Source organism: Pedobacter gandavensis, from assembly GCF_032677645.1.
Classification (GTDB): Bacteria; Bacteroidota; Bacteroidia; order Sphingobacteriales; family Sphingobacteriaceae; genus Pedobacter; species Pedobacter gandavensis_A.
This window is the reverse complement of sequence record NZ_JAVTSB010000002.1, coordinates 210483-236088: the sequence shown is the minus strand read 5'-3', so window position 1 is coordinate 236088 and position 25606 is coordinate 210483. Positions and strand designations below refer to the sequence as shown.

At 40.5% G+C, this 25606-nt stretch carries 18 protein-coding genes; 15 read left to right on the top strand and 3 right to left on the bottom strand.

What is annotated here, in order from left to right; translation table 11 throughout:
* Positions 1–17: 17 nt before the first annotated feature.
* The 3 genes from R2Q66_RS04440 to R2Q66_RS04430 are packed head-to-tail and all read left to right on the top strand — an operon-like array spanning position 18 to position 5373.
* Positions 18–1733, top strand: coding sequence for a LamG-like jellyroll fold domain-containing protein (locus R2Q66_RS04440; protein ID WP_316746803.1), 1716 nt, complete (start codon positions 18–20; stop codon positions 1731–1733).
* A 2-nt stretch (positions 1734–1735) separates the two neighbouring features.
* Positions 1736–3685 (top strand): M60 family metallopeptidase, encoded by a 1950-nt coding sequence (locus R2Q66_RS04435; RefSeq protein WP_316746802.1) that lies wholly within the window; start codon positions 1736–1738, stop codon positions 3683–3685.
* Positions 3686–3687: 2 nt separating this feature from the next.
* Positions 3688–5373 (top strand): LamG-like jellyroll fold domain-containing protein, encoded by a 1686-nt coding sequence (locus tag R2Q66_RS04430; RefSeq protein WP_316746801.1) that lies wholly within the window; start codon positions 3688–3690, stop codon positions 5371–5373.
* Between the two features lie 73 nt (positions 5374–5446).
* Here R2Q66_RS04430 and R2Q66_RS04425 read toward each other — a convergent pair whose 3' ends face one another.
* Positions 5447–6760, bottom strand: a complete 1314-nt coding sequence (locus R2Q66_RS04425) for a hypothetical protein (protein WP_316746800.1) — start codon at positions 6758–6760, stop codon at positions 5447–5449.
* Between the two features lie 195 nt (positions 6761–6955).
* Here R2Q66_RS04425 and R2Q66_RS04420 point away from each other — a divergent pair, with 195 nt between their 5' ends.
* From R2Q66_RS04420 to R2Q66_RS04400, 5 genes are all read left to right on the top strand, one after another.
* A complete protein-coding gene (locus tag R2Q66_RS04420; protein ID WP_316746799.1) occupies positions 6956–9337 on the top strand; it encodes a hypothetical protein in 2382 nt (793 codons plus the stop codon).
* Positions 9338–9490: 153 nt separating this feature from the next.
* Positions 9491–9655, top strand: coding sequence for a hypothetical protein (locus R2Q66_RS04415; protein WP_316746798.1), 165 nt, complete (start codon positions 9491–9493; stop codon positions 9653–9655).
* Positions 9656–9794: 139 nt separating this feature from the next.
* Positions 9795–10265: a hypothetical protein gene (locus R2Q66_RS04410; protein ID WP_316746797.1), complete on the top strand. Its 471-nt coding sequence runs from the start codon at positions 9795–9797 to the stop codon at positions 10263–10265.
* Positions 10266–10691: 426 nt separating this feature from the next.
* Complete coding sequence (locus R2Q66_RS04405) at positions 10692–11966, top strand: YeiH family protein (protein ID WP_316746796.1); 1275 nt, start codon at positions 10692–10694, stop codon at positions 11964–11966.
* A gap of 72 nt (positions 11967–12038) precedes the next feature.
* On the top strand, positions 12039–14558 hold the full coding sequence (locus R2Q66_RS04400; protein ID WP_316746795.1) for an ATP-binding protein: 2520 nt from the start codon (positions 12039–12041) through the stop codon (positions 14556–14558).
* A gap of 5 nt (positions 14559–14563) precedes the next feature.
* On the opposite strand, the gene R2Q66_RS04395 is transcribed toward R2Q66_RS04400, so the two are convergent.
* Both R2Q66_RS04395 and R2Q66_RS04390 read right to left on the bottom strand, forming a co-directional pair.
* Positions 14564–15892, bottom strand: coding sequence for a sigma-54 dependent transcriptional regulator (locus R2Q66_RS04395; RefSeq protein ID WP_316746794.1), 1329 nt, complete (start codon positions 15890–15892; stop codon positions 14564–14566).
* Between the two features lie 89 nt (positions 15893–15981).
* A complete protein-coding gene (locus tag R2Q66_RS04390) occupies positions 15982–16293 on the bottom strand; it encodes a hypothetical protein (protein ID WP_316746793.1) in 312 nt (103 codons plus the stop codon).
* A gap of 342 nt (positions 16294–16635) precedes the next feature.
* On the opposite strand from R2Q66_RS04390, the gene R2Q66_RS04385 reads away from it, so the two are divergent.
* From R2Q66_RS04385 to R2Q66_RS04355, 7 genes are all read left to right on the top strand, one after another.
* Entirely contained in the window at positions 16636–17073 is a 438-nt protein-coding gene (locus tag R2Q66_RS04385; RefSeq protein ID WP_316746792.1) for an Rrf2 family transcriptional regulator, read from the top strand.
* A 93-nt stretch (positions 17074–17166) separates the two neighbouring features.
* Positions 17167–17958: a uroporphyrinogen-III C-methyltransferase gene (cobA, locus tag R2Q66_RS04380; RefSeq protein ID WP_316746791.1), complete on the top strand. Its 792-nt coding sequence runs from the start codon at positions 17167–17169 to the stop codon at positions 17956–17958.
* A gap of 189 nt (positions 17959–18147) precedes the next feature.
* Positions 18148–19743 (top strand): S8 family peptidase, encoded by a 1596-nt coding sequence (locus tag R2Q66_RS04375; RefSeq protein WP_316746790.1) that lies wholly within the window; start codon positions 18148–18150, stop codon positions 19741–19743.
* Between the two features lie 223 nt (positions 19744–19966).
* The gene (locus R2Q66_RS04370; protein ID WP_316746789.1) at positions 19967–20695 is read left to right on the top strand and encodes a tyrosine-protein phosphatase; all 729 of its coding nucleotides are present in this window, start codon (positions 19967–19969) and stop codon (positions 20693–20695) included.
* 101 nt (positions 20696–20796) lie between these two features.
* The gene (locus R2Q66_RS04365; protein WP_316746787.1) at positions 20797–21612 is read left to right on the top strand and encodes a polysaccharide biosynthesis/export family protein; all 816 of its coding nucleotides are present in this window, start codon (positions 20797–20799) and stop codon (positions 21610–21612) included.
* Between the two features lie 34 nt (positions 21613–21646).
* Complete coding sequence (locus R2Q66_RS04360) at positions 21647–23989, top strand: polysaccharide biosynthesis tyrosine autokinase (RefSeq protein ID WP_316746785.1); 2343 nt, start codon at positions 21647–21649, stop codon at positions 23987–23989.
* Positions 23990–24006: 17 nt separating this feature from the next.
* On the top strand, positions 24007–25554 hold the full coding sequence (locus R2Q66_RS04355; RefSeq protein ID WP_316746784.1) for a hypothetical protein: 1548 nt from the start codon (positions 24007–24009) through the stop codon (positions 25552–25554).
* The last annotated feature ends 52 nt before the right edge of the window (positions 25555–25606 follow it).

The window sequence follows — 25606 nt, the reverse complement described above, 5'->3', positions numbered from 1 at the left end:
TCATTTATTTATATTTTATGAAAAAGATTTTGAGATTAAAATTCATTGTTTTAGGTGTGATTCTTCTGAGTTCATCTTGCAATAAGGATTTTGAAAATACCTTACCAGGCTCATTTAAGAATGACACCTCAGGTTTGGGTAATGGATCAAGGAAGGTCTTGTACATCATTTTAGATGGTGTAAGAGGTGAGGTTGTTAAAAATTTAGCACCGGAAAATATCAGCAGTATCACTGCAAATTCGACTTTTAGTTATGTGGGTTTAAGTGATAGCAGACTAAATGTTTTAACAAATGCAGCAGGCTGGGCAAATATGATAACCGGTGTTGATTACACCAAACATCAGGTGACCTCAGAAGATTTTGCAGGCTTTGATGCGCAGGCTGCACCCAGCATATTTAGCCGTTTAAAAGATCAGACCAAAAAATATACAACTGCTTCTTTTAGTGCTACGGCAGCATTTAATGACCATTTGGCTGGCGATGCCTCGATAAAGGAGACTTTTCCAGGCGAGGACAATAAAGTTAAAGATGCGGTACTGAAAAATCTGTCAGCAAGTAATACGGATTTGGTCGTTGCACAATTTCATGGGGCTGAAATCGCAGGTAAAGCGGCTGGTTATACGGAGGTAAATGGGGCGTATATCTCACAGATTAATATTTTGGATGGCTACGTTGGGGAGATGTTATTGGCCTTAAAAGGTAGAAAAGATTATGCGAAAGAAAATTGGTTAGTCATTGTCTCCTCTAATAAAGGTGGGGCTGCCAGTTCGGGAGGGTCAACAGGTTCCAATCGCTATCTGGATGCATCCAGAAACACTTTTGTAGTTTTTTATAATCCTAAGTTTTCGGCTGCTGGTATTGATAAACCGGATGTAGATAAATTCCCATATCAGGGTGTAGCCCCTAATTTTTCTGGAAACAGTGCGAATTTTGTGAACGCGAAATTAGGAAATACGACCACCGGAGAATTTGGTGCCAGTGGCGATTTTACGCTGATGTTGAAAATAAGGGTGGATCACGCAAGTGCAGATTTTGCCCCCTTTATCGGAAAGACACTTGCATGGGCGAGTAGCACCAATAAAGGTTGGGTGCTGTATTATTCTGGCACGAGCTGGGTAGCGCGTATCAATGGCGGTGGTGCTTTTTCGCGTGCAAATACAGTCATCAGAGATGGAAAGTGGCATACCATCGCCTTGCGTATTTACACCAGTAATGGGAGGAAAATGAGGACCTATACGGATGGAATTCCAGGTGATGAATCGGCAATTACGGCGAATTTTGCCGCGCCTGCTATTCCTTTAGCCCTTGGCTATATTCCTAATGAGGATAATAAATCTATTAATATGCTGATGAAAGATGTGGCCATTTATAATGTAGCCATCCCGGAAGCGGAAATGATTCCATATATGCGGAAAACGGTCAGATACCCTACTGATATTTACTATAACAATTTGGTTGGCTATTGGCCATGTGATGAGGAACAGGGCGCTGTAATTAAAGATAAGAGCGGTAAAAGTTCAGATTTCACTTTTACGGGGACGCCTGCCTGGAAGCCATTCAGTGATATCTCGGCGAATGTTTCACCTGAATTATCGGAAGCCATTTACACGGTGGTGCCAAATGGAGTGGATATACCCTATGCCATATTCAACTGGATGAATGTGATCGTGCCAGACAACTGGAATCTTATGGGCAAACTGTATTTGCCGGCTAAAACTTATCCAAACAACTAGTTATGAGAAAGAATCTATTTTTAGCAATGTGTGCCTGCACATTATTGTTTTTTGGTCAGGGATGTAAAAAGTATGGCTATACCATTCCAGATGGATATGCTGATGATTCCGGGAATGTTGCTGATGGAGCGATCGATACCAATATGAAGTGGATCGATAAAACCATGTACGCCAAAGCGAAGGTTTTTCCGGGTCTTGTAGACCCTGCTGAACCTCGTGTTCAAAATGAAAAGTTTACGCTGGATTTAAATTTCACAGATCAAACGGCTGGCAATTTACGGATCACGGTAGCCCCGGAACCACAATTTAGCACGGGATATTATGCTGCGCCAGGTGAATTGATCAAAATTGAGGTTCCTGTAGGTATTGAAGGATTAAGGGTTCAGATAGGTGGGCATACGGATAATCTTTCCGGAAAATCACCGCTTTTAAGGGATCCGGTCATTTACAATCGTCAGCAACTTTATGGAGGAGTAAATTATGTCCGTAATCTGTATGGTGGTACGATTTATTTCCTGGCCAATAAAGCCTTTCCTGTTCCGGTAGAGTTTATCATCAGCAATGCCTGCGTTTCTCCGGATTTTATATTGGGAAAAACAACGGATGCTGAATTTAGAGCGAAGGTAATTGCTTCTAAAGTACCCTGGTTAGAATTACGTTCGAAACGGGTGATTTTTTTAGTACCGCGAGATAAGGTCCTGAATAGATTGTCATCGGCAACAGTGCCCTTTTATCCGACGCTAGCCATTTCAAAATGGAATGAAATATTTGATCTGGATTATAATGCCTGGATGGGCTTGTCGGACAACGCGGCAGATGAGAAAGATAGAAGTCCTCAGGGAGCCTGGAGAGGAGCATTAGATATACAAATTACCAATGGAGGTGCGCATTCCGGATTTCCGTTTATGGCACAAAATACCTATGGTTGGTTTGATAGCTTTACCAGTGTAAAGGCATTGGATGTGACGACAAGTGGTGGTTCCTGGGGCTCATTGCATGAGTTTGGACACAACTGTCAGCAGCCCTCTGTTTGGAGCTGGAGTACATTGGGGGAGACCAGTAATAATCTTTTTTCTTTCAAATATGCCAATAGGTTGGCTGCCACAAATTACGGAGTACTGCACTCAGCCCTGCCAAGATTGTGGCCGGGTGCTTTAGCCTGGGGCGCAACCTTATTGCCAAAGAATTTTGACGGGACTGATCCGGCAATCAGCAGCCCTTTTACCAGATTGGTGCCCTTTGTACAGTTTTTTGAAATCTATGGTTATGAGGCGATGACTTATCTTTATACGCAGGCAAGGCATGCTGAAAGGCTAAATGGGAGTGATATTGCGAAGCATAACTTCGTTTACGAAAAATGGAGTGATTACAAAAAGATAGATTTTGCCCCGTTTTTTGATGCCTGGGGAATTGCTTTAAGTCGGGCAGTGAAAGACAAAGTCGCGGCGAAGTATCCTGAAATGACTGATAAGACCTGGGAGTATAATCCACTTAGCCATACCGGAGGAAAAACCAAAATCACTTACCCGTATATCCAGACCATTTCAAATATTAATTCAACAGAAGGATCGGGCAATAATTTAACAGATAATAAAGCGACAACTTATTGGATTTCGCAAAAAACACCAGCGATATCTGCCAGTAATGCTTTTCCAATTAACCTGGTGCTCAAAGCAGCGAGATTTCCAATTGCCATTAAAGGAGTTACGCTTACGCAGCAGCAAGGCAGTGCGAATTATGCCAAAGATATGGAAGTCTTAATTAGTAATGACGACAGTGAATACAGCACTGTAGGTACATTTACTTTGCCTGCAAATACAACGAAGTTCAATTATAATTTCTCTGCTGTAGCGAATGCAAGGTTTGTGAAGCTGGTCATCAAAAATGCAGTGACCATGTCTACCACAAATGCATTTACCTCGCTTTCAGAGTTCAATATTATAAAGCCTTAATTATGAAAATCAGAACAGATTATATTTTATCGGCCATCCTTGCAATGGTTATATTTTCTTCTTGCAAAAAGTATCCGAATCCGGATCCTGTATTTGAAGAATTAGTCAATAATGTGGCACCTCAGCGTAAGGTTTTGGTGATCAGTATTGACGGGTTAACCGGGGCTGAGCTGCAAGCTGTTGCTCCGGTAAATATTGCCGGACTTCAAAAAAACTCGAAATATTCCTACCAGACCCTGGCTACGGGATCTGATGCAGGAGGCTGGGCCTCCATGGTGACAGGAACTTCTTTCAGCAGGCATCAAATCGAGTCTGATGACTTTGAAAGAATTGAGGATCCGGATAATGATGAACATGGCACGATAGTACTGCAAAGGAATGTATTCGATTATATTACACAGTATAAGGCAGTAAAAACAGCTTTGGTGACGCCCTGGCCTAATTTACGGGATTACGTAAAAAACACTGATTTCAGCCCTGTGGTGAGTACCGATGTGGCGGCTAAAGATAGTGCCGTGCATATCATTCAAACACAGCAAAGCTTAGGAGCTATTTTTGTAAACTTCAGAGCGGTTCAGGCTGCGGGTACTCATGGCGGATTTGTGGCCGGTAACCCCGGCTATAAGCAAGCGATTGTTCAATCAGATGACTATGTTGGTCAGATTTTAGCTGCGGTTAAAGCCAGAAAAAATTACGGGAACGAAGATTGGCTGATCATCATTACGAGCAACCATAGTGGTGACGTTAATCAGCCAAAAGATGGTTTTACAATGGTATATAATCCAGCGTTTAAACCATTAGAATTAAAGAAGTCAGGCTTTAACTCTGTCTTGTTTAATAATGCCGGCCTGCAAGCCATAGTCCCTGATGATCAAGGCCTGTATAATATGGGAGCAGATCAGGATTTTACAGTGCAAATGCAGGTGAAATTTGCAAAGGTGACTTCAAATAATGCTTTCTTATCCAAATCAAATAACGCCGGTACTAATTTCACTGGCTGGATGTGGTATCAGTCATCCGCTGGAAATATGACGATGTGTGCCGGTGGAAACCTAAATGGCGCAGCAACAGGAAGAGTCAATTTGACGGGTATTGGCCCGGTATCTGATAACACCTGGCATACGGTAACGATGACCGTGAAAAGGATAAACGCGACCACTAGAACCATGACTGCTTATGTAGATGGTGTTTTAAAAGGAACTCCGGTAAATATTCATAGCCGATTGAGCGTTTCTTCTGATGAACCACTTAAAGTTGGCAGAAGAACGGTAGATGGGGTTAATGCTTTTTCGACGTTAAATAGTGCCAATTTATTGATCTTTAATACCGCTTTAGATCCAGGCACGATCAGTGCAAATGTCAGTTTAAAGGAAATGAGTAAACATCCAAACTACCAGAATTTGATTGGTTACTGGCCAATGGACGAAGGTGCGGAAAGCGTTTATTATAATAAAGCAGCACAAGGGTACAACATGACGCTTTCAGGCGCTTATTCATGGGCCAGTCTGGCGGATAATTACCCGCCTGGTACAACGCCAGAACCTATTTTGTCGAACCTGTCTATACCGACCACGGTAAGTGATGTAGCTGCTTTGTCGCTTTACTGGATGAAAATCGATATTTTACCTGACTTTAATTATGATGGAAAACCTTACTTAAACAATTTTGAGAAGGAATTTTTGAAATAAGCAAGGCCCATAGGATATTACTAAAAAAGCGCCTCTAAATTTTAGAGGCGCTTTTTGGTTTAAAACTATAATTCTAGAATTTCTCTCCGGTTTTAAGATCTTGCAGTTTAAAGTCTGAGAAAGAACCAATTCCGGCGAAGTCGATTTTTATACCCATAAATTTGCCGATTGGTTTGCTGTATTTGGTTTGAAAAATCTCGCGTCCATCGAGGTAGATATAAACATTTTTCTGTGCAATTCGCAGACGAAGATGGCCTCCCTTTCTAAGGTCATGGCCCAGGGCTCTTAAATCGGTCTTTCCTCCATCCTGCTGTACTTCAGAAAATTTAAAAGAGTTCCATGCCGCACATTCTGGTCTGATGATACTAAAAGCATGGTTGTCATTTTCAGCATAGATGTGGATGTTTGTTTGAGAACAGCGTATCCCGGGGCGGTTTGCTGATGTTTTTATATTGGCGCTGAATTCAAAGTTATCCGCACTGATATTGGTGGGCTTGACATGCGCAAAAGATACAAAAAACGTTTTGCTGGTATCTACTCCGGCATTGAATACTTCCTTTGCTGAAACATAATGGTTGGTTACATGAGCCGGCTCTTCCCGCAAAATGGGATATACTCGGGAAGAATCGTGTTCCATCGTTGATATGATGCTCCAACCCTCACTTTGCAGGTATACCGATGCGGTATCTATCCTCTTGTTATGGTGATAAAGAACAGGGAAATACCGGCCGGGGGTTTCATAATAATGGTTGATTAATGTGTCTTTAAAGATTGATCTCCGAGGTTTTGAATCTGCAAAATCTATAGAGAATGAAGAGGTAGCATTCGGTAATACGCCTGATGTCTGCAACTGAAAAATGGCAGAGTGCGGACTTTGTCCATTGGGGTTCACACATAGCAATTTAACCTTGGTGATCAGGCCATCATCCAGGCTCTGCGCATAAAAGTAACCACCTGTAAGCAATAGGATTAAGATCAATACGCTGAGGAATGGGATATAGCGCTTCTTCTTTTCTTTCTTTAGTTCCTCCGGTATTGGTTTTTCTATTGGTTCATTTAAGAGGTTAGGTTTTTCTAAGGTTACCGGATGTAGCAGTTCGAATTCATACCAATCTCTATAACCAATAAATTGTGCCAGCGCATCTCTTGTCGCTTTTTGTGGATAGTATCTGGTAGATGTTTTAAGTTTCCCGAATATTCGTTTTAAAGTATTCTCACTTAGGTTAACCTTCGTTTCACGACGTAGCAGTCCGCTTAGTTTAACATAATCACTGTTTTTCCAATCTGCTATGCTTTCCTGGCTAGCCTTTTCGGCTACTTTTTGGCAACAAATATCTAATTGCTGGAAGAAAATAGAATTTTCGCCTTGTACAGAATTACTTTTCATTGTTGGTAATAGGTTGGTGGTTAGTTTGTTGGCTTGTAAATAATAATGGTTGGTACTTTGGATAATCTCTTTTGAATATGCCTGGTTATTGGCTCTTAAATTTACATAAAAGCTGAATATTTCAAAGCAACCAGCAGTCATTGTAAGATTTAATAATACCTAAAATAAAACACACAAAAATTAACTAATAAATTGATGAATACCTTTAAACTCAAACTACCCATTATACTCGGTTCTGCCTTTTTAGCAATAAATGTTATGGCACAAAATCCTGGTAAGCCCTTACAGGTAAGCGGCGTTTATCCACATCTGGCAACTTTTAACGAAAGCTGGGCTTTGCCCGGAAGTAAAAAGAAAACGAATGGCGATGGAGGAGAAAATGGTATTGGCGCAATTACGCCATGGGCCAATCAATTGTGGATGGTCACTTATTCTCCTCATTTACCACTCGGAAGTTCCGATAAGCTGTATAGCATAGATAAAAATCTAAAAGTGACCATACATCCGGAAAGTATTGGTGGTACTCCGGCAAACCGGATGATCCATAAGGAATCTAATCAATTGATCACCAGTAATTATCTTATTGATGATAAGGGCAAGATAAGAACAATCCCTTTTTCGGTCATGCCAGGTAGGATGACTGCCACTGCACGTCATTTAACCGATCCTAAAAACATGGTTTACTTTTATGATATGGAAGGTATGCTTTATGAGGTTAATGTGAATACACTCGCGGCAAAAAAGCTTTTCAACAAACCGGTACCGGGTTGGCATGGTAAAGGGGCTTACACTGCTCAAAATCAGTTGATTGTAGCTAATAACGGGGAAGAAGCCGTTTTTAAGTTAAAAAAAGAGATGCTTGAGGCAGGGGACTTGCCGAAGAATGAAGAAGAGAAGGGGGTACTGGCCAGCTGGGATGGTAAGACCTGGAAAATTATAGAACGACGTCAGTTTACTGATGTAACCGGTCCGGGAGGGATTTATGGCTCGCCAACAGATAAAAGCCCCCTTTGGAGCATCGGATGGGACAAACGTTCAGTGATCCTAAAACTACTGGACAATGGGCAATGGTATACCTACAGGTTGCCAAAAGCAGCACGTACTTACGACCATAGAGGCGGATGGTATACGGAATGGCCACGCATACGTGAGGTGGGCAATGGAAAAATGTTAATGGACATGCATGGTATGATGTACGATTTCCCTAAATCATTCTCCAGGAAAAACAGTGGCGGTATTGCTCCGGTAAGTAGCCACTTACGATACATTCCAGATTTTTGTAGCTGGAACAATCAAATTGTCTTGGCTACGGATGAAACTACGGTATTGGAAAATCCTATGGCAGGTCGGGCGCAATCTAACCTTTGGTTTGGCCAATGGAGCGATTTAAAAAACTGGGGCGGGGCAACAGGCTGGGGCGGTCCATGGGATAATGATGATGTAAAAGCCGGTATCGCATCAGATCCGTTTTTGGTAAATGGTTTCGATAAAAAAGTATTACACCTGGCGCAAAATGCCAGCAAAACGGTAAACTTCAGCATCGAGATCGACAAATCAGGTAATAACAACTGGGTTAATTATAAAACCATTGCTGTTCCTGCCAATACCTATCATTCTTTTATTTTTCCGGCCGACTTTAAAGCAACCTGGGTACGTTTTAAAACTGATGCCGATTGTAAGGCTTCTGCATTTTTTCACTTTACAGGTAAAATGCACGAGAATCAGGATCCAATGTTTAATACCCTTGCAGGGATTAACGAGAAGGTGGAAATTAATGAGAATTTAATTCGCCCTTCCGGGTACAATAAGAATCTACAGGTATTCAATACAAACAAAAATAAATACACGGAAATTGATGAAAAACTTCAGGTTTTAACCAATACAGCAGATAGTACCGCGGAAATGAAAAGACTGTTGGCTATAAAGAAAAACTACACGATGGATGAGGCTTCTGTCATCATCAAAGATAAAACGGGTACTTTTCGTCTGCCAGCTAATGCTAATTACGAGACTTTTGCTTACAGGGATAAAAGAGAAATAGAATCTGAACGCTTTATGTTGAATATTCAGGGTACTTTTTATGAGGTGGGTCGCGAATCCGGGTTTATCGCTACGCGTCCGGTTACCACACATAAAAAGAAAATCATTGACTTCTGTACCTGGAGAGGCTTATTGGTGTTGAGTGGAACTAAGCTGGATGCTAAAAAGGATGATCATTATTTTGGAGAGGCAACTAACGGGTTGTGGTACGGAGGTATCGATGATCTCTGGAAAATGGGTAAAGCGACCGGAGAAGGTGGCGTATGGAAGAACAGTAATGTACAAGCCAATGAGCCTTCATTACCTTACTTAATGACTGGATATGATCAGAAAAAGGTATCGTTAACGGCAGACAAAGACACCAAAATTACACTCGAGATCGACTTTGATCTGACCGGCTTTCATCAATACAAAACTTTTGAGGTAAAAGCGGGGAAAACCATTGATTATCAATTCCCGGCAGGTTTTAGTGCACACTGGGTACGTGCAATAGCTGATCAAGGATGTAAAGCTACTGTTTGGTTTACTTACCAGTAAGTTGAGCACAATGGTATTTACACATCGAAAACATTTCCTGATCAAGGTCATGTTTTCGATGTTTCCATAAACAGCGTACTATATTCTAAATTAAGCGCATTTAATTTCAATCCCCCATAAAGTTCGATATATTGCCAGCTGACTCTAAAGACTATGGAAAAAAGAACAGTTTTAACCATCTCCGCATTTTTGTTAATCATCCTGGGGGTTGCTATTATTTTTGTGGGGATGTCCGGACCTAAATTGATGTTGCCACCAGTGATTACCGGGCTGGGCTTTTTTGTGATCAGCTGGGCGCTTTTTGCGCTAAATAAATAGAACAATACTTTCGTTTTCTTGTTTATTTCGATAATGAATCTGCTAATTTACAAGGCAAGTAGTTTCATTAAAAATAATTATTCATTATATTGAGTTAATCATTGACCATTAACCATTTACTTATCGAAATCATTTTATCATGAAAAAATCAATTCTTTATCTGGCCTGTATGGCAGTGCCTTTGGCGTATAGCTGTCAGGGCAATAATTCGGAAAAAAAAGCTGCGGCTAAAACGGATTCAGTAGTTAGTAGCGAGTGTTATCTGGCTATTGATGGTGTAGATACTGCAGATCTTCATTTGAATACCAGTGCTAATGGTAAAATTACCGGAGATCTTTTGATCAATTTTAAGGATAAGGGAGATAATGTAGGTAAAATAGCCGGGGGATTTAAGGGCGACACCTTATTTGTGGATTATACCTTTAAAATAGGTAAGAATAATCCAGAAGTTTATAAAAATCCATTGGCATTTTTAAAGAAAGACGGGAAATTGATATTAGGTGTAGGCCAGATTGTAACTTCTGTAGGCAAGTCTTATTTTGAAAAAGGAAAGCCGATTTCTTTCGATAAAGGAAGGTTTACTTTTGCTCCGGTAGATTGTAAAAAATAAAAACATATACTATACTATAAAAGGCTGCGGAAATTCTATGTTTTCGCAGCTTTTTTTTGCATCGGATTTTTAACTTGTTTGCTGATATGTTAGGGAAGTACATATCTGATTCCTCTGAATGCCTTTTAAAGGGTGATTATGAGTGTTGTTTCCCTGGAGTAAAAACTATTTGTAAATATATTCTATTAAATTAGTAGACTTTATTATATTTGAACCAGAAAGCTTTAAGAATTTGATTCTCAGTCCGTCCGGACTGATGCTTTAAAAATATTAGATGTTTGGTTAGATCTAAGTTTTGTTTGGTTAAAAGCCAGGTTGGATGACCTGGCTTTTTTATTGTCCGACGCCCCGGAATCAAGGTTTTTGGGGATGAATCATTCAGAAATTAATTATTAATTTACAACACACAAATAAATGAACCTATAAATGACCAAAATTTCAACCAAAACCAACAAATTCCTAATTCATGAAGATTGGGCCGTCGTAATTCTCGGATCAGCCGTGATCCTGAGTAGTCTTTTCTTTTTCCTGTTACCAATTCCTGTTTTTAAATGGGAAAACACTGCCAGTTTAACCGACAAAATTTTCCAGTTGAATAATTTAAGCGCGATTTTAATACAATTTGTATTTATGAGCGTGATTGGCGCTATAGGCGCATTCATCATGGGTAAATCTGTGAAAAACTTCTTAATGGGTTTTCCGGTAGTGTATGTACTCACCATTATTGCCTTATTAATTGCCGGGAGTTCCAGCATGCGTGCGCTGAATCTGGAAGCTGTAATTTTCAGTCTGATGATTGGCCTGGCGATCAGTAATTTCTTCAAACTTCCCAAATGGTTTACTTCAGCCCTTTCTACGGAGCTTTTTGTAAAGATCGGATTGGTGTTACTGGGTACTACAGTCATCTTTGCAGATATCTTAAAAGCCGGTTCTCTGGGCTTGATTCAAGCTTTGGTGGTCGTGGTTTCTGTCTGGTATTTCGCTTACTGGTTATGCCGTAAACTCAAGGTAGACGATGAGTTAACGATGATGATTTCCAGTGCAGTGTCTATCTGTGGGGTGTCTGCGGCTATTGCTACTTCGGGAGCCATCAAAGGGGATTCTAAAAAACTATCCTATGTAATTTCGATGGTACTGATTACCGCTATCCCGATGATGATTTTTATGCCTTATATCGCCCATTATTTTTCTTTCCCTCAGGCCGTAACCGGTGCCTGGTTAGGCGGAAGTATTGATACTTCCGGTGCGGTAGTGGCTTCGGGAAGTTTAGTAGGAGAAGAGGCTTTAAAAATCAGTACAATCGTTAAGTTTTCGCAAAATGTATTGCTGGGAATCGCCGCTTTTGCCATCAGTATCTACTGGTCTTATACCAATCATAAGGATGAAAATGGAGAACGGGTGAAACCAACTGTTGGCGTGATCTGGGAACGTTTCCCTAAGTTCGTTTTGGGTTTCATCGGTGCTTCTTTATTGTTTTCTTTTTTCCTGCCGCAAGCCACGATTGCGGGGGTAAAAGACAGCTTGAAAAACCTGCAGGGCGCATGGTTTGCACTGGCATTTACCAGTATTGGTTTAGAGACCAATTTCAAGGATCTTTTCGGTAATCAAAGTAAAAAACCTTTGTATGCCTTCCTGATTGCGCAGTTGTTTAATGTGATTATTACGCTGGTTATCGCCTTCTATTTGTTCGGAAACGCCTAAATTTTCTCAAATCACAGATCATGGCAGGTTCCTTGCTGTTCTATCTGTACATTTGAAATTGTGTTTGTGAAAATGAGTGATACCCCAAAGAAAAGTTTATTTAAAGCGATCAAAGGAAAGGTGATTTTAGCCGTTCTACTCGCCTGTTTTGCGCTGATTATGGCCTGGGCGGTGAGTAAGGTCGCTTTTAATGAAATGCTGAATACCGTAGAGAACATTTCTACGCCTAGTGAACGGCTGAGGATGGTGAACCTCATTTCTTTAAAGATCAGCCGGCTGGATCAGTTACAGAAAACACAAGCCTCCAATGATCCAAAAAATTATAGTAAACTTTTAAAAGAATCCAGGGAGCTACGCGCTTCTCTGGATTCTTTATCTAATTTATATGCGAAAGATTCCGTGCAACTTCAGCGGATCAGCAGTATTCAAAAACTATTGAAGGAACGTGATAACCAGTTTGTCAATTACCTGAAGGTTAGAGAACGACTGGTAAACAACAAATCTTTCTCTACCCAGGTGCAAAACCTGAGTGAACTGGTGAATAAAGGAGGGAACGACAGTACCGTTCTGGCTTCTCAGTTGCAAACATCTACCACCACCATTTATTCCTCAGAAGATAAAAACAGAGGCTTTTTTGGTCGCCTTTTTGGAAAAAAGAAAGAAAGCGAAGACAATAAATCCTATAAGATTATCAATGAAAAGAATTTGAAAGTAGATACCATCTCTCTTTCAAATGAGGATAAAACGTCTAAGAGTCTCGAAGAAACACTCCGGAATATTGAAAAAGAACAACGTCGGAACAGTGCGCGGTTTTTGGATAAAGAAGCGGAGCTGGCCAATGCAAACAATCTTTTGATCAATCAGATGCTGGACATTCTCCGGAAGGTGGAATCGGAGGTGGTGACCCAGATTGAGCTCAACGGTATCCAGGCCAAACATGTGGTCAATACCGGCATCAATACGATTAGTATCATTATGCTCGTGTTTTTCTTGCTCATGCTCCTAATGCTTTATTTCATCTTAACCGACATCACCCGAAGTAACCGTTATAAAAATGAGTTGGAGCAGGCCAGAGATCTGGCCGAATATCATGGGATGGCAAAGCAACGTTTCCTTTCTAATATGAGTCATGAAATCAGAACGCCACTCCAATCGATTATTGGTTATGCCGAACTGATTCGTCAGCAGGATAAACCAAAAGCCAGGGATATTGATGCCATTTATCATTCCTCAGAACATTTATTGCAGATCGTAAATGAGGTGTTAGACTATAACCGGATCATTTCAGGGAAGTTTACCTTCGTAGAAAAGCCATTTGACATTGCTAAATTACTGGAAGAGGTGGTCTTTGTGATGCGTCCCCAGGCAGAGCGGAAATCGCTGAAACTACGCACAGAGTTCTCGCTCCATGAAACAAAATATATCAGTGGAGACCCTTTCCGCTTAAAGCAAATCCTTTATAATTTACTAGGGAATGCGATCAAATTCACCAATGAAGGGGAGGTCGTTTTATCCGTCTTTTATAAACGACAAGGGGCAAGCCTGCATTTTACTTTTATGGTAAAGGATACTGGTATTGGTATTTCAGATGCTTCGCAAGCGCTGATTTTTAATGAATTTGAGCAGGTAAATGCAGACAATCAGGAAATCCTACATCAGGCTGGAACCGGTTTGGGGCTGACCATTATTAAATCGCTGATAGAAACCCAGGGCGGTAGGATTTATGTAAAAAGTAAAGAAGGCTCAGGTAGTGTGTTTACGGTTTACCTTACCTTTAAAGTTGCCGATAAGCCGATAGAAGAGACTTTGTCTCAAGCCAAAGACCGTTTGAGCTGGAAACCATTTAAGGTTTGGGTGGTGGATGATGATCCGCTGATTTTAGAACTCTGCACGATCATTTTTAAACGCAATCACATTGATTATAAAAGCTTCGATTCTCCATTGCAATTACTGCAGGCAGCGGATGCTGCGGAAGGTTTAAAATATATCCTGTTGGATATGCGAATGCCGGAAATGAATGGTATCGAACTTTGCCGTCTGCTGCGGGAGAAATTGGGAACCAGTGTTAAGATTTTTGCCATTACTGCGCAGGTACTGCCTGATGAAAGGGAGTTTCTTTTGAAGAATGGCTTTGATGGGTTGGTGATGAAACCTTTCCGTGAAAATGAATTACTAGCTGTTTTCTCGGAAGAGCTGGAAGCAACCTCTTTTTCAAAAGAAGTTGTGGAAGAAAAAGAGGAACCTGCCCCTGATGCTACAATTGAGCTGGATCTTGGGCCATTGAGAAAAATGACTTTTGATGATGAAGATCAATTGAAAAAGATCCTGACAAGGTTTTCATTGGATTGTGAAAATGATCTGGAGGAGATAGAAGAGGGGATAACAAATGAGGATGCGGCAACGCTCAGTTTACTGAGCCACAGGCTGGCTGGACGTATCGCCCAGATTGGTGCCAAAGCCCTGGCTTCGGATTTCCGACAACTGGAGATTTTGCTTCATCCACAGGATAGTCCTGATGAAAACAGCAAGAAAAGGCTTAGGGAATTATCCGGAAAATTAAAGAAACTCATCGCTCAGATCAGAGCGATGTAGCCTGCTTACTCTATTTCATAGCGTTCCATTTTACTGTATAGGGTCTTACGATCAATATTCAGTAATTTGGCAGCTTTTGATTTGTTATATTTTACTTTAATCAGGGTCTCGATGATCAGCATCTTTTCGTTGACTTCATTGATGGCTTTAAGATCGGAGCCATTAGGTTTAGGAACCTGATTGATAGAAATGATCATTTCTTCCGGCAAAGACTCAATTTCTGCAGTTTCATGTGGCGTTAATAACACCATTCTTTTGATCACATTTTTCAGCTCTCTCAGGTTTCCCGGCCAGTCGTATTGAAGCAAGAGGTCTTTGGCAGCCGGAGAAAGGTGCTTTACATTTCTGCCTAACTCCTCATTTGAAAGTTTAATGAAATGGTTGATGAACAATTCCACATCTTTTCCCCTGTCTCTCAATGGAGGTAGCTGGATTTTAAACTCATTTAAACGGTGGTAAAGATCTTCTCTGAAATCCCCGTTGCTCACACTATTTTTAAGGTCATCGTTGGTAGCTGTAATAATTCTGACATCTACTTTAATGTTTTTTGTGCTGCCTAATGGCTGAATGGTTCTTTCCTGTAAGGCGCGTAACATTTTGACCTGGACTTCGTAACTCAGGTTTCCTACCTCATCTAAAAATAAGGTTCCCCCGTTGGCTACTTCAAACTGACCTTTTTTATCATTTAATGCACCGGTGAAGGCCCCTTTGGCATGGCCAAACAGCTCACTTGCGGCAAGTTCTTTTGATAGTGCGCCGCAATCTATGGCGATAAAAGGTTTGTCCTTCCGCTTGCTGTGCATGTGTAAGGCTCTGGCTGCATATTCCTTGCCTGTTCCGGTTTCACCTTGAATGATGACCGACATATCTGTTGGGGCAACCAGGTTGATGTGTTCGTATAATTTATCGGCAATATTGCTTTTTCCTTTGATGGCGTCGGCATGTTCGATCGAATTGCCGGTAGCGGGTTTTTCTTTTTTACCTAAAGCATTGTTGATGATCATCAGCAATTCATCAGGGTTTACAGGCTTAGTAATGTAATCGAAGGCACCTAATTGAATGGATTTTACAGCGGTTCTGACATCGTTAAAACTGGTCATGATGATCACCGGTTGGGTCATCCCCATTCCACGGATATGGGACAAAACATCGAGTCCTGTTCCATCGGGAAGTCGGTAATCGACCAGGAATAAGTCGAAATTTTGTTCTGCTGTTAACTTCAGACTTTTCTTTACTTCATTGACTGCGGAAGGTTCATGTCCATGCTTGGTTAGGAAGCCTTCCAGAATTTGCGAAAAAGTAAGGTCGTCTTCAATAATCAGTATTTTTGCCATAAGAATCTCGCTTGTAATTATAGCAAAAATACGAAAGCCGGGGGACATCCGGCTTTCGTACACTATATTAATTGTTATTTATTGATGGTTTACTCAATAATAGCACCGTCTTTGGTGATTTTTAACGAAGCAGCTTCGTCTCCTTTTTTAACATCTACCTGGAAGAACTCAGTTTTGTCGGCATTAACGATTAAAAACGCTGCTGCTGGAGTCCATTCTTTATATTTATCGGATGCCAATGTAGTTTTTACTGCATCTGGAAGATCTTTCAATTCAACCGGAGTTTTTGTTGTGCTATCTTGTTTTACACTAATGATAACCGGGTTTTTAACGTCTGTTGCTTTTACTTGTGTTAACCCTGCGAATGCTAAAATTGCTGCTGATAAGATGATCTTTTTCATAACTCTATATTTAAATTTAAATTCTTTTTGTTTCAATTACGATTAGATATGGTTCATAATGGTGCCAAAGCGGTTGGATGTGTGCTAACTAGCTTGTAATCAGTGTTTATTCGGGTTGTGCCAAAACAAAAACTGTTGCATTGTTCCACACTTTGTGGTCAAAAGAAACAGGAGGACTCACTAATGGTGGGATAGGGAGGGCTTAAAGCCTGAAGCAGGGCAGAAAAATAACAGTTGCTTTGGCCATAATGACTTGTTTAGCCATATAATTCGGCATTGCCGGCCATTTCTGACAAATTATTACCTGATGAGAAAGTAATGGATTTTTCTTAACTTTGCTTTATGCTATCTAAGAAGACTAAATATGCAATAAAGGCACTTGTTGCGCTCGGAAAAAATGCTGGAAACCCTCCTATGCAGATCGTAAGGTTGGCAGAACAGGAAATGATCCCCCGCAAATTCTTAGAGCAAATTCTATTGGATATGCGTAATGCAGGTTATCTATATAGTAAGAAAGGTGCCGGTGGCGGTTATTCTTTAAATAAAGAACCAGGTGATATTTACCTGGCGGATATCCTTCGCATCACTGATGGCCCTATTGCCATGGTGCCTTGTGCCAGTCTTAAATTCTATCGCAAATGCGATGAATGCCATGATGAAGTCACTTGCGGAATCAGAAAAACCTTTATTGATGTTCGTGATGCTACGCTAAAGGTGTTGGCCCAAACCTCTATTGCAGATGTAATTGCACGCGAAACTGATGGTCACTTCATCGAGTAAATAAATATTTACAGATAAAGTCTACTACTTCTATAGTCTTTTTATATATTTGTATAATCAATACAAATATATAATCCCTTTAAACCTAAGGCTATGATTTTAAATAAGATTGAAAGTGGTGTAAAAGAACCTAAAATTACATTGGTAGGTGCTGGTCCGGGTGATCCTGAACTGATCAGTTTAAAGGGAGTGAAAGCCATCAATACAGCAGATGTCGTGTTGTATGATGCACAGGTGAATGAAGCGTTGCTAAACCATGCGCCTGAAAAAGCAATTAAGATATTTGTAGGTAGTAAATCTGATGATGATTCCTTTTCTCAGGATGCGGTTAATAAACTGATGATCGATTACGCTTTAAACTTTGGCCATGTGGTGCGGTTGAAAAGCGGTGATCCTTTTGTGTTTGCCCGTGGTTTTGAAGAAGTGGACTATGCAGAATCTTATAACATCCAAACCGAAATCATCCCCGGGATCTCCAGTGCTTTAGGAGTTCCGGGTTTACATAAAATCCCGATGACCTATGATTCACTGAGCGAGAGCTTCTGGGTGTTGAGTGGTACAAATGCTGCCGGGGAGCTTTCTCCGGATCTGAAAGTAGCCGCGAAATCCAAAGCAACCGTAGTGGTATTGATGGGAATTGAGAAAATCAGAGAAATCACTGCGATTTTTCAACAGGAAGGAAAAAACAGGTTACCGGTTGCTGTCATTGAAAATGGCTCCTCTGTAAATGAAAACATCAAGATAGGCGTGGTAGACACCATTGCCGAACTGATTGAAGACCATAAGATCTCTGCGCCGGCACTATTGGTGTTTGGAGATGTGGTTTCTTTACATCCTTCTTTTGCGAGAATCAAAAATTTCTATGAACTGATCGCTATGCAATAAACAAAGGCAGGGGAGGGAATAACCTCCTGGTTTTGTCAAAATAACTATTAAACCTGATTTTGAAGATTAGCCGGATATCTCTATCCGGCTTTTTTACGTTTATGGGAAGGATATAGGTGATCGTCGCACATTTGATACGAACACCATTCCTCAATTATTATTTAACTTTGCACAAAACATCTATATAATATGAATATGAAGAAAGCGAACTTTTGCTATCGTGGAATATTAAGCTTGTCCTTATTGGCCATGGTTCCATTTGTGTCAGTAGCGCAAAAACCAAATTGGCAGAATCTGGATCTTAGCGCAGATTCAACCTTTGGAATCAGTACAGAAAAGGCTTATAACGAATTGTTAAAAGGGAAGAAATCTAAACCTGTGATCGTTGCAGTGTTAGATGGTGGGGTTGATATTAAACATGAAGACCTTAAAAAGGTCATCTGGGTAAATAAAAAAGAGAAAGCCGCAAACGGAAAAGATGATGATAAAAACGGATACATTGATGATGTAAATGGCTGGAGTTTCTTAGGATCTGAGAAGGGTTCTATCAATTACGAAACTTTGGAGCTGACACGTTTAGTGCGCAGAGATAATGCAAGGTTTGCAAACCTGGATGCAACCTCAGTAAAAGCCGAAGACCTTCCTGCATTTGAAGCGTATCAAAAGAACAAAGCAGAATTTGAAAAGCAAATTGGAGAAGCTAAAGAAAACCTTGCGCGTTATACAGGGTTGAAAATGGCAGTTGATGAATTGGTAAAAAAGATCGGTAAGGAAAATCCTACTGCTGCGGATTTCCAGAATTTCAAGCCTACAAATGATATGGAAAAAAACGTTCAGAGAATCATGGTGCAGCAATTGCAAAACACCAGCTTCAAGGAGTTTTATGATGATCAGGTTAAAGGTGGGTTAGATCATTTTAAAGACCAGGTGGAATATAACCTGAACATTGATTTTGATCCAAGATCAATCGTTGGTGATGATCCTAATGATGTTAAAGACCGTTTCTATGGTAATAATGATGTTGCCGGACCAGATGCGTTACATGGTTCTCACGTTGCAGGAATCATTGCTGCGGAAAGAAACAATAATATTGGGATCAATGGTGTAGCTGATAACGTGGTGATTTTGCCGGTTCGTAATACACCAAATGGTGATGAGCGTGATAAAGATGTGGCCAACGGTATTCGCTATGCGGTAGATAATGGGGCAAAAGTGATCAACATGAGCTTTGGAAAAGGCTATGCATGGGATAAAAAGATCGTTGATGATGCGGTGAAATATGCAGTATCAAAAGATGTGCTTTTAGTTCATGCAGCAGGAAATGACAATAAGAACCTGGATGAGGAACAGAATTTCCCTAATCCGGAATACCTGGATGGCGGTGTTGCTGCTTCATGGATCACAGTGGGTGCTTCAGGATGGAAAAATGATGAAACAGTGAAAGCTGATTTCTCGAACTACGGAAAAACTAAAGTAGATGTTTTTGCACCTGGTGTAAACATCAATTCTACGACTCCGGGTTCTAAGTACCAAAAACTGAATGGTACCAGTATGGCAGCTCCGGTGGTAGCTGGTCTGGCCGGTTTAATCCGTTCTTACTACCCTAATTTAACGGCATCAGAAGTTAAAGACATCATTATGAAATCTGTTGTTAAAGTAGATCAGGTAGTGAAAGTAGAGCAAGGTGATAAAGTGAACGAAATTCCTTTTGCTGATCTTTGTGTAAGTGGTGGTATTGTGAATGCTTATAAAGCACTTCAATTGGCTGCTGAATACAAGAAGTAATCGTCATAGTTTTAGAAAAGGGCCTGCATCTTATGATGTCAGGCCCTTTTTTATGGCCCTGTTTTCTACCCATTACCGGGTATATTTCCTTAATTACAAGCGGAATCAACAAATTATAACGCAGGTAATCTATCGCTATTGTATTTTTGTTAAAACGACAAGCAGATTTTGTATGGGGTTATGAAATGCGGGCTTGTTTTTCAAAAAAATTAAAAATTCTAAGATGTTTTCTTTTTTTAACAAAAAAACGCACATCGACCATATTGAATGGTTAGGTGTGGATATGCATGCACATTGGTTACCAGGTATTGATGATGGTGCTAAAGATATGGCATCGGCCCTGAATTTTATGAAAAGTTTGCAGGAGCTTGGCTTTAAAAAATTGCTGGCTACTCCTCATATTTTTACGGAGTTGTATCCTAATAATAAGGAGATCATTGAAAACACCTTAGAAAGTACCAGAACGGCTTTAAAAGCCACCTCATTGCACATCGAGACCGCTGCTGCTGCCGAATATATGGTGAATGAAGATTTCGACGTGAGCAATGACCTTGTCTGCCTTCCCAATAAGCACATCTTAATAGAGATGTCTTATATTTCTGAAATGCCAAATATTGAGCAGATCATTTTTAACCTCCAGGTTAAAGGATATGTAGTTGTATTGGCACATCCCGAACGCTATAGTTTCTATCAGGACAAACACCAACGTTTTCACCGCTTCAAAGAAATGGGCGTATTGTTTCAATTGAACCTGCTTTCCGTATCCGGCTATTATGGAAAAGACGTGAAAAGACTTGCAGAGTACCTGCTTCAGAAAAAATACTATGATCTGGCAGGAACAGACCTGCACCATGAGAAACATTTACATGCTTTAACCCGGGAAATACAAAGCGGACGACTTCACGATAAGCTCGGAAATGTTGATTTCAAGAATATGGAGCTGTTTTTCTAGCTAAATACCCATTTGTAGCTAGGTGTAATTGAAATTTAAAACGATTATTTTTGCTTTCACATGATTCTGGTGATTAAGCCGTTTTTTAGATCGAAATTACTATGGTTAAAGTTTTGTTATCAAGAAAATACCTGAATTATTTGGCTATTTTCTCTATTATTTTACTGAACGCTTGTTCTACGACGAAAAAAGTTCCTTATTTTCAGGATATTACTGCTACTGGCCAATCAAGTGTTGAAAATTCTGCCGCTTTTAAAGGGTTAACTATAGATCCTGATGATATTTTATCGATTTCTTTGATAACTGTTGACCCAATAACCGGTATGCCAGTAAATCAATTGGCCAGTCAGATGGTAAGTAGCAATGTTGTAGCTGCAGTTGCAACCGCAGGAAGCAGTACTTCCGCTGCCAGTGGCTTCCTCGTTGATAAAAACGGAGAAGTAGACCTTTCCATCATTGGTAAAGTGAAAGTCGCCGGACTAACCACTTACGAAGCCCGTGAGCTCCTGAAAACCAAAGCCGCCGTCTTTTATAAAGACCCAAACGTGCAGGTCAGGTATGCAAATTTCAAAGTTACTGTACTGGGGGAAGTCGCAAGACCCTCTTCTTATATCCTGCCAAATGAAAAGGTGAGTGTACTGGATGCCCTGGGTATGGCTGGTGACCTCACCATTTTTGGAAGAAGGGAAAATGTATTATTAATCAGGGATAATGACGGCAAAAAAGAGTTTGCACGATTAGACCTCAATTCCTCCCGGATTTTTGACAGTCCGTATTATTATCTGAAACAGAATGATGTACTCTATGTGGAGCCTAATAAAGGTAAAGCAGCCTCATTGAACCAGGCAAGAACTCAAACGTTTGCCGTCATCGGAACAGTCCTGTCCGTTTTAATTGTGTTGTTTTCAAGGATTTAACCGCCATTACTTTATTAACCGCTAGACTTTAAAAATGAAGAACATAAATTCTGAAGATAAAACCGCGCATGAAAATTCAGATGGCCTGGATGTTAAACAGCTCTTACTACGCTTATTGGACAATTGGTATTGGATTGCGTTATCCGTATTCCTTTGCCTTGGGCTTTCTTATTTATATGGGAAGTATAAAACGCCCTACTATAAAATTTCGGCCAGGGTTCTGGTAAATGATGAGAAAAAAGGAGCCGGATTATCAGGCGGGGGAGATACGTTAGGTGATCTTGGTGGGCTTTTAGGTACCAAAAGCACCGTAGATAATGAAGCGGAGATCCTTAAAACCAGAAACCTGATGGAAGGGGTGGTTAAGGACATGAACCTGAACATTACCTATTATACAAAAGGGGCAATTAAGAGTGTGGAAATGTATGAATCCCCTTTTCAAGTGAAGGTTTTAGCGCCGGTGGATACGATTAAGTCGGCCGAAGTAAAGGTCAGCTTTGTAGAAAAAGGAAAGATAGCAGTGACTGCTGATGGCCTGGATACCCTGGTTGCTTTTGATCGTTCCTTTACGATTCCAGAGGTTGGAGTGGTGCAGATCATAGAAAATCCGAAGATTTCTCCTGCTAATGAAGATTACAGCTTTACCATCATGTCTGTGGATTCCAGGGTAATTGACCTGATGTCTGCATTAACGGTAGAAGTTAAAAATAAATTGGTGACCGTTATTGACCTGTCAATGAATCATCCGGTCCCGAAAAAAGGGGAAGATATTTTAGGGAAACTCATCGAAAAGTATGTACAAGCCAATCTTAGAGATAAGAATGAAGTGGCCGATAGTACGGTCAAGTTTATCCATAACCGATTGATGCACATCAGTAATGAGTTGGGTGGATTGGAAGGGAATATTCAAAATTTCAAGGAAAAGAATAGCCTGTCAGATATGTCTGAGCAATCTAAATTACTGGTACAGACTACCGGACAATATGTGAATGAATTGGGGAAAATAGAAACCCAGATTAGTGTTTTAAGTAGTTTACAGGACTATTTAAAAGATGAAGGCAAGAATAAAAAAGTACTGCCAAGTTCATTGATCCCTACCGATATGGTGTTCAATGCAGTGGTAGAGAAATATAACACTCTGACTTTAGAAAGAGCCAGACGTATGATTGGGGTAACTGAATTGAACCCGACCATCCAGTTGATGGATAAGGAAATCCGGAATGCCAGAGCAGATATTGAAACTAATATTGCCAGTACGCTAAAAGGTTTTGTGATCTCCAGAGACCGTATTAATGATCAAATGAAAAAGGCAGAAGGCCAGGTTAAAAACGTTCCTCAGATGGAGCGGAGTTACCTGAATCTTGCCAGACAACAACAGATCAAACAGGAGCTTTACATCTTCCTGATGCAAAAAAGCGAGGAAACTGCCATTTCGAAAACAGCGAACATTGCCAATTCAAGAACAATAGATCCGGCTAAATCTGAAATCAAGCCATTTAGCCCTAAAAAAGCTTACCTGTACCTTTTTGGATTGATCGCCGGATTAGCCATCCCAATGGGATTAATGTACCTGAAAGACCTTTTAAATGATAAGGTTCAATTGAAAGAAGATGTGACGAATGCTACAAAAGTTCCGGTGATCGGAGAGATCAGTCACCAGGATGAAAGTATGGGCATTGCCAACAGTTCCCGTTCTGCAATTTCAGAACAGTTCAGGGCCTTGAGAACGAATCTTTCCTTCTTCTTTAAGCACAAAGAGGAGAAGGTGATCCTGCTGACCAGTAGCATGTCTGGCGAAGGAAAATCATTCGTCGCCATTAACCTGGGGCACATTCTGGCTTTGGCCAATAAAAAGGTATTGCTGATGGAACTGGATTTACGTAAACCAGGTCTTTCCGCGAAATTAAAGCTTCCCGGTACGGTTGGATTTACGAATTATATCGCCAATCCCGAACTCAATATCGATGATATTATCATGCCGCTGAAGATTCAGAAAAACTTGTTTATGGTAAGTTCAGGGCCGATTCCTCCAAATCCTGCAGAGTTGCTGCTGAGTGAACGCACGCAATCGCTGATGGAAGAATTGAAACAGAAATTTGATTATATCATCATTGATGCACCACCAATTGGAATCGTGACAGATGCGCAATTGATGGCTTCTTATGCGGATGTCTGCATCTATGTGGTGAGACAAAACTACACGTTAAAACAACAACTGACGATTGTGGATGACTTGCAAAGAAGTCAAAAAATGAAAGGTTTAAGCATTGTGATCAACGATATCGAAGCAACTAAGGGATATGGTTATGGATACAGCTATGGCGACTATGGTACCAGTCCTCAGAAAACAGGTTTTTTTAATAGATTATTCAAATAAAATAAGAATCAGATCAAATGAAATCAGGAAATAAGGTAGTGATGAACATGGGCATATTGTATGCGCGGATGTTGATTACCATGGGGATTTCATTATATGCAACACGGTTGGTTTTAACCGCGTTAGGAGCGGTAGATTATGGGGTATTTAACCTGATCGCCGGACTCATCGCCATGCTTTCTTTTTTGAATACGGCCATGGCAACCTCAACCCAACGTTACCTTTCCTTTTACCAGGGGAAAAGTGATCTGGATATGCAGAAAAAAGTTTTTAAAAACAGCATTGTCCTGCACCTTGGAATCGGAATCCTGATTGTTGCAGGCCTGGAGATCGCAGGTTTGTTCTTATTCAATGGCTTCCTGAATATCCCGGCGGATAGGGTACCTATCGCTCAAATGATTTATCATTTTATGTCGGTCACGGTCTTCTTTACAGTTGTTGCCGTTCCTTTTACCGGTTCCCTCGTAGCACATGAGAATATGCTATGGGTGGCCGTTGTGAATGTGGTGGAAACCCTGTTGAAACTGGGTATCGCTTACCTATTGTATGTGGTTGCTCAGGATAAACTGGCTGTTTACGGCTTATTGACAGCAGGAATCAGTATCATCAGCTTTTTGCTATATGCCATTTACTGCTTCCGTAAATATGAAGATTGTACTTTGAAAGGCGTTTTTTCAATTGATACAAAATTGATGAAAGAGCTGACTTCTTTTGCCGGTTGGAATTTATTTGGCTCCTTATGTGCCCTGGGAAGAGTAGAAGGACTTGCAATCCTATTGAATATCTTTTTAGGAACCGTGGTCAATGCTGCTTTTGGTATCGCCAACCAGGTTGCTGCGCAACTTAACTTTTTTTCCTTTACCCTGCTACGTGCCATTAACCCGCAAATTATGAAAAGTGAAGGTGCGGATAACCGGGAGAAAATGTTGAGACTATCTATGATCGGAAGCAAATTCTGTTTCTTTTTACTGGCCTTTGTAGCCGTTCCCTGCATTTTTGAAATGAATACCATCCTTAATTTATGGCTCAGGAATGTTCCGGAATATACCGTGATTTTTTGCTCTTTAATGTTATGCGCAACGTTAATTAATCAACTGACTATTGGTTTGCAATCGGCAGTACAGGCTACGGGAAAAGTGAAAGCTTACCAAATCGTAGTGGGTTCCGTCTTATTGCTGGCCTTACCATTAGCTTATACCCTGTTAAAATCTGGTTATCCGCCTTATTTTGTGTTTATCGGCTATTGTTTCGTTGAATTGATTGCCTGTACATTGAGACTGTTTTTCTTAAGAAGTATTGCCGGATTGTCTATCTCTCTGTATTTCTCAAATGTCATATTCAAAATCATCACCCCACTTTGCCTATTGATATTGACCTGCTATTTGTCAGTTTCTTACCTCCATTTCCAGTTCAGATTTTTCTTTACCGGAATTGCCGGGGTATTGGTCTTCGCAACTAGTATCTATCTTTTTGGATTGTGTGCCGATGAGAAGTTATTCCTGAAAAAAATGATTCCCGCTTTGCTTGATAAACTGCAGGCAAGGAAACAATTGAAACATACATAAAACCAACCAAATATAAACTCTGATGAACTTAACCAGCGCCGAAAAATGATTT

Coding starts and splice junctions, on each gene's coding strand:
- R2Q66_RS04440 (WP_316746803.1), top strand. CDS start 18: ATGAAAAAGATTTTGAGATTAAAATTCATTGTTTTAGGTGTGATTCTT.
- R2Q66_RS04435 (WP_316746802.1), top strand. CDS start 1,736: ATGAGAAAGAATCTATTTTTAGCAATGTGTGCCTGCACATTATTGTTT.
- R2Q66_RS04430 (WP_316746801.1), top strand. CDS start 3,688: ATGAAAATCAGAACAGATTATATTTTATCGGCCATCCTTGCAATGGTT.
- R2Q66_RS04425 (WP_316746800.1), bottom strand. CDS start 6,760: ATGAAAAGTAATTCTGTACAAGGCGAAAATTCTATTTTCTTCCAGCAA.
- R2Q66_RS04420 (WP_316746799.1), top strand. CDS start 6,956: ATGAATACCTTTAAACTCAAACTACCCATTATACTCGGTTCTGCCTTT.
- R2Q66_RS04415 (WP_316746798.1), top strand. CDS start 9,491: ATGGAAAAAAGAACAGTTTTAACCATCTCCGCATTTTTGTTAATCATC.
- R2Q66_RS04410 (WP_316746797.1), top strand. CDS start 9,795: ATGAAAAAATCAATTCTTTATCTGGCCTGTATGGCAGTGCCTTTGGCG.
- R2Q66_RS04405 (WP_316746796.1), top strand. CDS start 10,692: ATGACCAAAATTTCAACCAAAACCAACAAATTCCTAATTCATGAAGAT.
- R2Q66_RS04400 (WP_316746795.1), top strand. CDS start 12,039: ATGAGTGATACCCCAAAGAAAAGTTTATTTAAAGCGATCAAAGGAAAG.
- R2Q66_RS04395 (WP_316746794.1), bottom strand. CDS start 15,892: ATGGCAAAAATACTGATTATTGAAGACGACCTTACTTTTTCGCAAATT.
- R2Q66_RS04390 (WP_316746793.1), bottom strand. CDS start 16,293: ATGAAAAAGATCATCTTATCAGCAGCAATTTTAGCATTCGCAGGGTTA.
- R2Q66_RS04385 (WP_316746792.1), top strand. CDS start 16,636: ATGCTATCTAAGAAGACTAAATATGCAATAAAGGCACTTGTTGCGCTC.
- cobA (WP_316746791.1), top strand. CDS start 17,167: ATGATTTTAAATAAGATTGAAAGTGGTGTAAAAGAACCTAAAATTACA.
- R2Q66_RS04375 (WP_316746790.1), top strand. CDS start 18,148: ATGAATATGAAGAAAGCGAACTTTTGCTATCGTGGAATATTAAGCTTG.
- R2Q66_RS04370 (WP_316746789.1), top strand. CDS start 19,967: ATGTTTTCTTTTTTTAACAAAAAAACGCACATCGACCATATTGAATGG.
- R2Q66_RS04365 (WP_316746787.1), top strand. CDS start 20,797: ATGGTTAAAGTTTTGTTATCAAGAAAATACCTGAATTATTTGGCTATT.
- R2Q66_RS04360 (WP_316746785.1), top strand. CDS start 21,647: ATGAAGAACATAAATTCTGAAGATAAAACCGCGCATGAAAATTCAGAT.
- R2Q66_RS04355 (WP_316746784.1), top strand. CDS start 24,007: ATGAAATCAGGAAATAAGGTAGTGATGAACATGGGCATATTGTATGCG.